At 60.6% G+C, this 8,295-nt stretch carries 12 protein-coding genes; 4 read left to right on the top strand and 8 right to left on the bottom strand.

Features of this window, described 5'->3' with window-relative positions; all coding sequences use genetic code 11:
- Positions 1–85: 85 nt before the first annotated feature.
- From FS320_RS33355 to FS320_RS50400, 3 genes are all read left to right on the top strand, one after another.
- Positions 86–598 (top strand): hypothetical protein, encoded by a 513-nt coding sequence (locus FS320_RS33355; RefSeq protein ID WP_152716703.1) that lies wholly within the window; start codon positions 86–88, stop codon positions 596–598.
- A gap of 94 nt (positions 599–692) precedes the next feature.
- Positions 693–1,382: a CYTH domain-containing protein gene (locus FS320_RS33350; RefSeq protein ID WP_152716702.1), complete on the top strand. Its 690-nt coding sequence runs from the start codon at positions 693–695 to the stop codon at positions 1,380–1,382.
- A gap of 14 nt (positions 1,383–1,396) precedes the next feature.
- Positions 1,397–1,603, top strand: a complete 207-nt coding sequence (locus tag FS320_RS50400; protein ID WP_338105599.1) for a WGR domain-containing protein — start codon at positions 1,397–1,399, stop codon at positions 1,601–1,603.
- Between the two features lie 87 nt (positions 1,604–1,690).
- On the opposite strand, the gene FS320_RS49935 is transcribed toward FS320_RS50400, so the two are convergent.
- The 4 genes from FS320_RS49935 to FS320_RS33330 all read right to left on the bottom strand — a co-directional run bounded on the left by FS320_RS49935 (position 1,691) and on the right by FS320_RS33330 (position 3,923).
- Entirely contained in the window at positions 1,691–1,813 is a 123-nt protein-coding gene (locus tag FS320_RS49935; protein WP_274597256.1) for a hypothetical protein, read from the bottom strand.
- Positions 1,814–2,054: 241 nt separating this feature from the next.
- Complete coding sequence (locus FS320_RS33340; protein ID WP_152716701.1) at positions 2,055–2,720, bottom strand: ParA family protein; 666 nt, start codon at positions 2,718–2,720, stop codon at positions 2,055–2,057.
- A gap of 360 nt (positions 2,721–3,080) precedes the next feature.
- Positions 3,081–3,326 carry a hypothetical protein gene (locus FS320_RS33335; protein WP_152716700.1) on the bottom strand — a complete coding sequence of 82 codons (246 nt, stop codon included), beginning with the start codon at positions 3,324–3,326 and terminating at the stop codon, positions 3,081–3,083.
- A gap of 81 nt (positions 3,327–3,407) precedes the next feature.
- Positions 3,408–3,923, bottom strand: a complete 516-nt coding sequence (locus FS320_RS33330) for a 3'-5' exonuclease (protein WP_152716699.1) — start codon at positions 3,921–3,923, stop codon at positions 3,408–3,410.
- Positions 3,924–4,088: 165 nt separating this feature from the next.
- Between FS320_RS33330 and FS320_RS33325 the strand changes: the two genes are divergently transcribed.
- A protein-coding gene (locus FS320_RS33325) for an IS5 family transposase (protein ID WP_244627552.1) occupies positions 4,089–4,825 on the top strand; the annotation gives its coding sequence in 2 pieces (ribosomal slippage) (positions 4,089–4,395 and positions 4,395–4,825; 738 coding nt in all).
- A 48-nt stretch (positions 4,826–4,873) separates the two neighbouring features.
- Here the strand turns inward: FS320_RS33325 and FS320_RS45435 are convergent.
- From FS320_RS45435 to FS320_RS33310, 4 genes are all read right to left on the bottom strand, one after another.
- Positions 4,874–5,047, bottom strand: a complete 174-nt coding sequence (locus FS320_RS45435) for a hypothetical protein (protein WP_153885360.1) — start codon at positions 5,045–5,047, stop codon at positions 4,874–4,876.
- 451 nt (positions 5,048–5,498) lie between these two features.
- The gene (locus FS320_RS33320) at positions 5,499–6,044 is read right to left on the bottom strand and encodes a coiled-coil domain-containing protein (protein ID WP_152716698.1); all 546 of its coding nucleotides are present in this window, start codon (positions 6,042–6,044) and stop codon (positions 5,499–5,501) included.
- Between the two features lie 761 nt (positions 6,045–6,805).
- Positions 6,806–7,585, bottom strand: a complete 780-nt coding sequence (gene istB, locus FS320_RS33315; protein WP_152716697.1) for an IS21-like element helper ATPase IstB — start codon at positions 7,583–7,585, stop codon at positions 6,806–6,808.
- Positions 7,582–8,124 carry a Mu transposase domain-containing protein gene (locus FS320_RS33310; RefSeq protein WP_152716696.1) on the bottom strand — a complete coding sequence of 181 codons (543 nt, stop codon included), beginning with the start codon at positions 8,122–8,124 and terminating at the stop codon, positions 7,582–7,584. Before FS320_RS33310 ends, istB begins: the two co-directional genes overlap by 4 nt.
- Between the last annotated feature and the right edge of the window lie 171 nt (positions 8,125–8,295).

The following is an 8,295-nucleotide window of genomic DNA, read 5'->3' as shown; positions in this document are numbered from 1 at the left end:
TGAACTGGCTCAGGCTTTTTGTTGCCTGGATCATGGCAGCTCTGATGGATTCATCCGCCATCGGATACGGCCCACGAGCCCTGGAATGCAATTGCCGCCTGATCAAACGGCATTGTTCAGGGCCGACTACTTCGCCATGTTTGCGAACTGCGAGCAACTCTCCCTCTCCGACACCGAAGAGGCTAATGTCTTATCCCTGACGGACATCACCCATATCGGCGGCACTGGTCTCGACCTTGTCGAGAAGCTTCAGGACAAGCTGAAGACCGAAGCTCAGGTCCCGGCCCCCGTGTTGAGATCCGAGGAGAGCGATCCTCTCGCCGGCCTTAAGGAACTGCCGCTCGACCGCGCCGTGACCCTTTATCTGACCTCGGGCCACTCGCTCACAGGTGCAATGGCGGAGAGCCCGGACAACCAGATTGGGCTCTTCGAGCCTCGGAACAGGAGTTCCTCGCATTACCATTTCATTCCGCTGTCCAGCATTGCTGCATGGTCGGATATGCGAGGTGAAGACGCTGACCCTCTGTTTCTCTACGATCGGCAGTACCTGAGCGAGCGTCAGATCCGGGAGAAGGAGAAGTCCCGGGCTGCCGGCTGAGCGGAAACCATATTGCCGGGTTCTGGGTTGCCCTGCCTCTCCTGCGCCGTGTACCTTAGAACCCATCCTCAATTCCTTTCATTGCTTGGATTTCATGACCATTCGTCGCCGCTTTCTCCTCACCCCCTCGTTCGCCCGTCTCATCCAGCGGGAGAGGGGTGGCTTGCGCCAGGTTGAAGGCTTCTTCCCGGAGCAACGGGACCGAACCTCCTGGGTCCGCCTTGAGGAAAGCCGAGGGCTCCTCATCCTCAGGTCGGCAGGACCCGATGGCGACGTCGAGGAGGAGACCGAGGTTCCGGTGGGCCACGTCCACGCGCTGCTCGATGTCTGCGCCGGTGAGGTCGACTATTCGCGAACAGCCCTGCCGATCAGCGACCGCCACGCCCTGATCGACCAGATTGTTCGTCCCCGTCCCCTGCATCTCGTCACGGTGGAATTTGACACCGAGGTCGAGGCGCAGGCTTTCCAGCCTCTGGAATGGTTTGGTCCTGAGGTGACCGGAGATCCTCGCTACACCCACCACTCCATCGCCCTGAGAGGGCTCGATGAGGTTCCGGAGATCACCTTGTCCGATGCGGCGCTCAACAGCCTCATCGATACCCTGGAGGGCCGCTTCCCCACCCAGACCCGGATGGCCATTAACCGCCCAAAAGCCAGGCAGGTCCCGGTGACCAAGGCCAAGGCACAGACCGGCGATCCGGCCATCAAGGTCGATCTCGACGAGATCGAGAAGGCGATGATGCGCGAGATGGAGAGAGCGCTCCAGAAGGGCAAACCTGAATAAGAGGTGCCCCGCCGATGCCCGACGCCCGGTCACCCATACGGCACCACCTGGTGCTCTATCGGCGTGACCCGGAGCAGGGCAGGGCACGGTTCTTCAGCCTGATGATTGAGCGCGACTTGTTCGGCACGATCCGGCTGGTCCGGAATTGGGGCTTCGTTGGCGCCAAGGGCAGGAAAAGGTCGACATCTACCCTGATGAGGCGGCAGCTGCACAGGCGCTAGAGGGCTGGGCTGACACCCAGCGGCAGAAGGGCTACACGGACCTATGATCCGACTGATGGATCGCCCATCTGAATACGTCGTGTGTCGTCAGAAGTCGCCGAGATGCCCCTTAATCCAATCGATAATCAGCCCCGATGCCACCCGTTGGATGACGGCGCCAGTGAAGCGGAAAAGAGCGCGGGCGGCAGCGTAGAGTTTGGCTTTCTTCATGGATACTCCACAACGCAAAAAGGCCGCCCGAGCAGGGGCGGCCTTTGGCAAGGTTTCAATTTTCAGATTTTGGATATGAAAAAGCCCGCCGATGCGGCGGGCGAACGTAGCGTCGAATGCTAACGCAGATCAGGTGATTCCACCTAACCTGCCCGAGCCGGGATTCCGACTCATGTAAATTACGGTAGCAGGACGCGGCGGGCGTGTAAAGCCATAACGTTTAAACGCCCGCCATGCCAGGTTAAGCGGATCGGGCTTCAGTGCCCGCCATGGCCTTCATCGCCTCGAAGCTCCTTGTGAGCGCCCGCCAGAGGCTGCCGATCTCCTCCGATCCAGCCGATCCGGCGCTGAACTCGCTCACACCGGCTCCATGGGCCAGAGAGAGCGACAATTCAGGGCGATGCGTGATCTGACCCGACCATGTCGGAACGTCGAGCGCCTGCATGGCCCCGCGTGCATCCGCAACACTCGGATCCTCCGAGCCATTTTTGGCCGGGGCAGCGTTGATCACCACCGCATAAGGCTTCTTGAGGTCACGGCACATTTTGATCGTGGCCTGAACGGCATCGACATCGAACAGGCCCGGGCGCATGGGGATCACGACAAGATCCGCGTGCCAGATCGCCTCGGCCACAGGGGCTTCCGCGTTCGGCGGCGTGTCGATCAGAACCCATTCAGCTCCAGCGCGCCGCGCCTTCGCCAGCGTGGCCGCGAGATGCTTGGTGCCAAGGTGGAGCGGCAGATCCCGTGAGCCCCGAACCCGGTGCCAGAGGGCCAGAGACCCCTGCGGGTCCGCGTCAATCAGGAGCGTCGGTCGAGAGTGCTCGGCCATATAGCTCCCCAGATGCGCGGCAAGGGTGCTCTTGCCAGAACCTCCCTTGCGGGACGCAAAAACCACCACATTCATGCCAATTCCCCCATCTTGATCAGGCCGTCTATCGTCCGCGAGGATGGTTAACGGAGCCTTATCGCCGGGAGGACAGCAAAGCGCCCTCACCGAGGGGTCTTGTCAGACCTCCGGCTGAGGGCGGCTGGAGCCCTGGCCAAGGAGATCGGGTGGATCCTCAGCCAGGGCGTATGCGGTTCAAGGAGGCTGAAACGACACAAGCCGACCTTGGCCGTTCAACCGTGGCAATTTTATGGGCCGCGTTCCCGAGATATACCGGGCATAACTTTTTATGCGAATTGTCTTTTTGCCGACAGACAGCGTCGAGCGAACCTGATTTTCTGACCGAAGCCGGTCTAGTTGCCCCTACGGCCGGAATCCTTAAAGCGCCCGCTGAAACGACGGGCGCTTCTCTTTTTCCGCCCTTGCACCCTGTCCCTGGATCGTCACCACGCCATCTGCCACGAAATCCAGCCTGACACGGTCGGTTCGCTCCAGGACGACCGATAGGATACCGGGCTTCAGGAAGGCAGGCTTCTGGCCCGTCGGACCGGGCACAACCCTCGGGCCATTGTCATTGGATGGCGCGGGCGGCGTCTGCCGCCTGTCGATCTGTCGCTTGCACATAACCTTCCCCCTCAACCCTGCAGGAACATTGTCAGACGAAGATTGCGTGAGGGTTTCACATTCTGTGCAGCAGCCCTTTTGTCAGAGCCGCACCGCCGGGGTGAGTTTCAGAAACAAATGGGCTGCCAATAGGGCATCGTTCAACGCATCATGCGCGTCACGCAGGTGAGCAACGCTGATGCCTGCTTGTGAACAAGCATGGCGAAGTTTGCCGGGCAAACCCGAACGCTTTGCCAGAGCCATGGTGCAGAAGAAGCGCTCTCGCGGATAACTCGGTTGTGATGCACGCTCGAACTCTCGTTTGAGAGTGTTGTATTCGTAGGCATAGTTGTGAGCGACAATCGTATCATCACCCACAAACTCCATGAGATCGTGAACAACTTCCTCAAAGTGAGGCTCATGTTCTAGATCAGCCAGCGAAATGCGATGCACCGCATAGCAGAACGGGCTCATGGCTGAGCGTGGCTTGACCCTCCGGATGAACGAGCGCGGGGAGATCGTCCCGCCGATGACCTCAACAGCGGCGATTTCAATGACGTGATCGTATGATTGGGCAGTTTCGACGTCGATGACGACGTGTCGGTGTAATGGATTCATTGTTCAATATCAGATGTGGTTCTTAGCTGACCGGAGGAGCGCCACCGCCAGACAAATGATTTGCGGCAATGCTAGAGCGCGTTGACATTCAGGATTCCCGCGGGCTCGCAAATCTGATTCAAGCTCCTTTTGGGCGCGGAGGCTTGGGTGAGCGGAGTTCGTCTGATGTTGAAAGATCACCAGTGGGATCGGATGGAGCCGCATTTGCCGGGCAAGCGCATGGATCCCGGCAGAACGGCGGCCGATAGCCGGCTGTTCGTGGAAGCGGTGCTCTGGCTGGCTCGAACGGGGTCGCCGTGGCGAGATCTGCCGGAACTCTTCGGCAACTGGAACAGCGCCTTTGTTCGCTTCTCGCGCTGGTCCAAGAGCGGCGTCTGGGATCGGCTTTTTGCCACCATGGCGGATGAGCCCGACTTCGAATACGTCATGATCGACTCAACCATTGTCCGGGCGCACCAGCATGCGGCGGGCAAAAAGGGGGGTGTGAGGCTCGTGCGATCGGACGCTCACGCGGCGGGCTGACGACCAAGATCCATGCCGTCGTTGATGCTTTGGGCAATCCGCTCCGCTTCATCCTGACGCCGGGACAGGTGAGCGATATCACTCAGGCCGAAGCCTTGATCGCTGATCTTCCCGCCGACCATGTCTTGGGGGACAAGGGCTACGATGCCAAGCCCTTGCGGGAGGCCATCGAAGGCCAGGATGCCGTGCCGGTCATCCCGCCCAGAACAACATCGCCGCAAGTCCCCTGCGACTACGCCCTCTACTGCGAGCGCAACCTCGTCGAGCGCTTCTTCCTGAAAATCAAGCACTTCAGACGCATCGCCACGCGCTACGAACAGACCCCACGGGCGTTTATGTCAATCCTTTGCCTCGTCAGCGCGTTCATCTGGACCAAATGAATGTCAACGCGCTCTAATGGCCCCGGCTCTGATTAAGACTGTTCGCAACTAGCCATCCCCACCTTGGGAGATCCGTTCCACATCCTGTCGCGTGATGAAGTCGTCAGCGGTGACCGGGGAATACAAACCTTCCGATGCTTCGATAAGGGTCCTACGATGCTGAATTTGAACCTCCTGAAGCAGGCGCTCGATGAACTGCTCAGGCTCAAGTCTCGTGACCATGGCTCCTCTCTCCTCCTTGGCCAGCTCTACGCCTCGGCGTTGGAGGAGTGGGCGGACCGGTTGAGCATGGAACCACCCGAGCTCAACAAGCTCGTTCTCATGAAAGAAGCAATCTCAATCGAACGTCGGCATTGAAGCGGCCAACAGGCTTCTGATCCGCTACGCAACCTTGGACCAACCGGCAGCACACCTGCTTGGACGCAGATCATACCGGGATTGAGAGAGCCCAGGCGCACAAGCTGATACCCGCGATCAGGCCGCCCCATTCCAGAAGACGGGCGAGGGCATCATTGGCTTGTGTCTTTGTGGCTTTCAGGAAGGGATCATCACCCATCATCGCACGACCTCAAAGCGGGCCGGCAGTCACCGATTGCCAAAAGCTCGATCGGTGGGCTGGCATCTCTCATGCCCCTGCCAGCCCACCCTCGTCGGCCGCCTTCTGGAGGGCGGTTTAGAGCACCAAGTCGCTGTTTGTGGCCATCGGCTGGATCTCAAAGACCGGCTGCGTCGGACCGTCCGTGCCCTCGACCGGGTACGGATAGGGCAGAATGGTCATCTCGTCCTCACCCGGAAGTGGGTAGGGCAGGATGGTCATGACATCGTCGGCGCCCTCGATCGGGTACGGATACGGCAGAATGGTCACCTCGCCGGGCTCAGCGGCCGCGAAGGTAAACGCTGCGTCGTTCGAGACGACCGGCGTAGCCTCAGTGGAGGGTGCAGGGCACTCGCCAACAAGGTCGCTAAACTCCTCGCGGATATCCTTGGCGAAGTCGCGGACCTCTTCACGGATTCCCGAGAACTCCTCGCGGACCTCAGCAAGCTTCTCCTGCACGCCTTCCGGGAGCGTCTCAACCCAATCCTTGACCGCTTCGCGGACCTCTTCGCGCACTTCCTTGATCACCTCGATGGCCTTCTCGGCCTCGGGAAGCTCGGCACGGAGTTCCGCAATCTTCTCACGCACGTTGTCAAAGTTCACGCTGTTCACAACTTCAGTCATCGTCAAACTGCCTTTCTGGTTGACTTAGGATGAGGAGGATGCCGCAACCTGGGCCTGCTGGCTTATCGGCATTTCCCCAAAGTGCTCTCGTCTTTTGCAAATGTTGGCGGCCTGCCGCTGCCCTGCGGACCAAGAAAACCCCGCCGGTGAGGCGGGGTCAGCAACGGGCGCTGAAAGTTAGGACAGGCCATGGGAGTGAACCTGCCTTCAGAGGGAATGAGGTGCCTCGCCAGCACGCTCAGCGGCTTCCTAGTCCAGGTCATCCGCGAGCACATGCAATTAGATTAAGATCATCACCGGCATTGCTCGAGGGGCTTGGCGGCACTGAGATCCCTTGTCCTCATCCAAAGCTGCTTGCATCCGGATCGTGTAGCGATGGCATCCTCGGCAATCAGGCGCACGTCCTCAAGGCGCCATTCCTCGGAAAGCCATGTGCGCCTGATCACACGCAAGATTTCTTCAAGAACGGCGCTAGGATCCGGGGAAATGGAATGCCGTGGCCTGGGTGGCGTCGTCAGTGTCTTGCGTCCAGACTCGCGGGGAGCGCGGCTCATTGTTGCGGTTACCATCGGAAGCGCTCACCATGTCCCATGGCTGGGATGCTGATCCGGTTCGAGATTGTGTGCCGGGCGCGATCAAGCTGGCCCACGTGATATTCACGATCGTTGAGGCCGCCTGCTTCGCTGGAACTGCGCCGCTCAAGTTCTTGTCAAGCGACACCCAGATTTACGAGATAAGGCGACATCCAGTTCTACGACGGCTCAAGCGTGAGCCCGCTGGAGAGCTTCCTCCAGATCCCGGAGGCGATAGCTGCGCCCCTTGATATTGAGAACATGGGCCCGGTGCAGCAGGCGATCGAGAATGGCGGTGGCCAGCACCTCGTCGCCGGCGAGCAGTTCAGTCCACTCCCGGATGCTCTTGTTCGTCGTAATCAGGATCGCGCCGCGGCCATAGCGGTAGGTCACCAGCCGGAAGAACAAGCTCGCTTCCTCGCGGGTCATGGGCTCGAAGCCGAGCTCGTCCACAATCAACAGAGCCATGTTCATGTAGCGGCGCCGTTTCAACTGCGCAGGCGGCAGGCCGGCATCGACCTTCAGCGCCGTCATCAGCTCGTCAAAGCGGTAGTACAGGACCGAGAACCCCATCTCGACCGCCCGGGTCCCGAGCGCCACGGAAAGATGCGTCTTGCCCACTCCCGGAGGGCCCTGCATCAGGACGGTTTCGGCATTGCGGATCCACGCGCCCGTGGCCAGGGTGTCGATCCGGGAGCGCTCGATCGCCGGCTGGAAAGCGAAGTCAAAGTTCTCGAACGTCTGGCCGATCGGCAGCCCCGACATTTTCAACGAGGTTTTCACCCGTCGCTCTTCGCGCCCCGAGTGCTCCACTTCCAGCAGCCGGTCCAGGAAGACGTGCGGCGCCATCGCCTCGCCCACTGCCTCGGTCAGAAGATGATCGAGGTGCTCGGCTGCATAAGGGCAGCCCAACGCCAGCAGCCGATCGCGCGTCGTGTCGATATCCAGTCGCAGTCTGCCCGGGGTCATCGCGCCACCTCCGCCAGAGCCGCATACAAGTCGATCGAACGGTGCGCTACGGGAGCCTGGGACAAGTCCTGAATGCGGGCGCCCAGGCGCCCGAGAGGTGGCGGCGCCAGCACGTGTTCGGTACTGGGCCCATCATAATGCGCCTGATCGATCACGAGCCGGGCCGGGGTGGCGCGCGGATGCCTCGCCACCACATCGCAGTCCTTCAGGATCTGCACCTGTCCGGCGGTCCCGCGCACCTCGACGCGTTGCCCAATGAGCTGGAAGGGAACACTGTATTGGCGCCCCTCGAACGATACCAGCCCGTCGAGACCGACTTGCCGGGTGGCCACCAGATCGAACGGCTCCGGCAATGTCTCAGGCACGTGGGTCAGCCGCGCCCGCTCTTCAGCCCAGGCTTGGGCGACCGTCGAACCGGTGGCGGGGCAACGCCGCTCGTGGGACAGGATCTCGATGCGCGCATCGGTCCACTGCTGCAGCTCGGCCAGGCTCGCATAGGGGCGGCCATAGGGATTGATGGCCAGACGCTGATCGCGCACCCGCCGTTCCACTTTCCCCTTGCATTGGGGTTGGCGCGGAGGACCGCATTGCATCGCCTGAATTGCTCCCTGATTTTGGATCGTTGCCTCATCTGATTTGCTCCCGAGCTCTGGCGAGCTGCGGGGGCGATGATGAGGCAGGTGAGCATGACAACACGCAATGAGCTGATC

The organism is Microvirga tunisiensis, assembly GCF_009296175.1.
In the GTDB taxonomy this organism is placed as follows: Bacteria; Pseudomonadota; Alphaproteobacteria; order Rhizobiales; family Beijerinckiaceae; genus Microvirga; species Microvirga tunisiensis.
The sequence above is the reverse complement of the archived record's forward strand: the minus strand, read 5'-3'. Positions and strand labels throughout refer to the sequence as shown.

Coding starts and splice junctions, on each gene's coding strand:
- FS320_RS33330 (WP_152716699.1), bottom strand. CDS start 3,923: ATGAATCCATTACACCGACACGTCGTCATCGACGTCGAAACTGCCCAA.
- FS320_RS50400 (WP_338105599.1), top strand. CDS start 1,397: ATGCCCGACGCCCGGTCACCCATACGGCACCACCTGGTGCTCTATCGG.
- FS320_RS49935 (WP_274597256.1), bottom strand. CDS start 1,813: ATGAAGAAAGCCAAACTCTACGCTGCCGCCCGCGCTCTTTTCCGCTTC.
- FS320_RS33320 (WP_152716698.1), bottom strand. CDS start 6,044: ATGACTGAAGTTGTGAACAGCGTGAACTTTGACAACGTGCGTGAGAAG.
- FS320_RS33335 (WP_152716700.1), bottom strand. CDS start 3,326: ATGTGCAAGCGACAGATCGACAGGCGGCAGACGCCGCCCGCGCCATCC.
- FS320_RS33355 (WP_152716703.1), top strand. CDS start 86: ATGCAATTGCCGCCTGATCAAACGGCATTGTTCAGGGCCGACTACTTC.
- istB (WP_152716697.1), bottom strand. CDS start 7,585: ATGACCCCGGGCAGACTGCGACTGGATATCGACACGACGCGCGATCGG.
- FS320_RS33350 (WP_152716702.1), top strand. CDS start 693: ATGACCATTCGTCGCCGCTTTCTCCTCACCCCCTCGTTCGCCCGTCTC.
- FS320_RS45435 (WP_153885360.1), bottom strand. CDS start 5,047: ATGGTCACGAGACTTGAGCCTGAGCAGTTCATCGAGCGCCTGCTTCAG.
- FS320_RS33340 (WP_152716701.1), bottom strand. CDS start 2,720: ATGAATGTGGTGGTTTTTGCGTCCCGCAAGGGAGGTTCTGGCAAGAGC.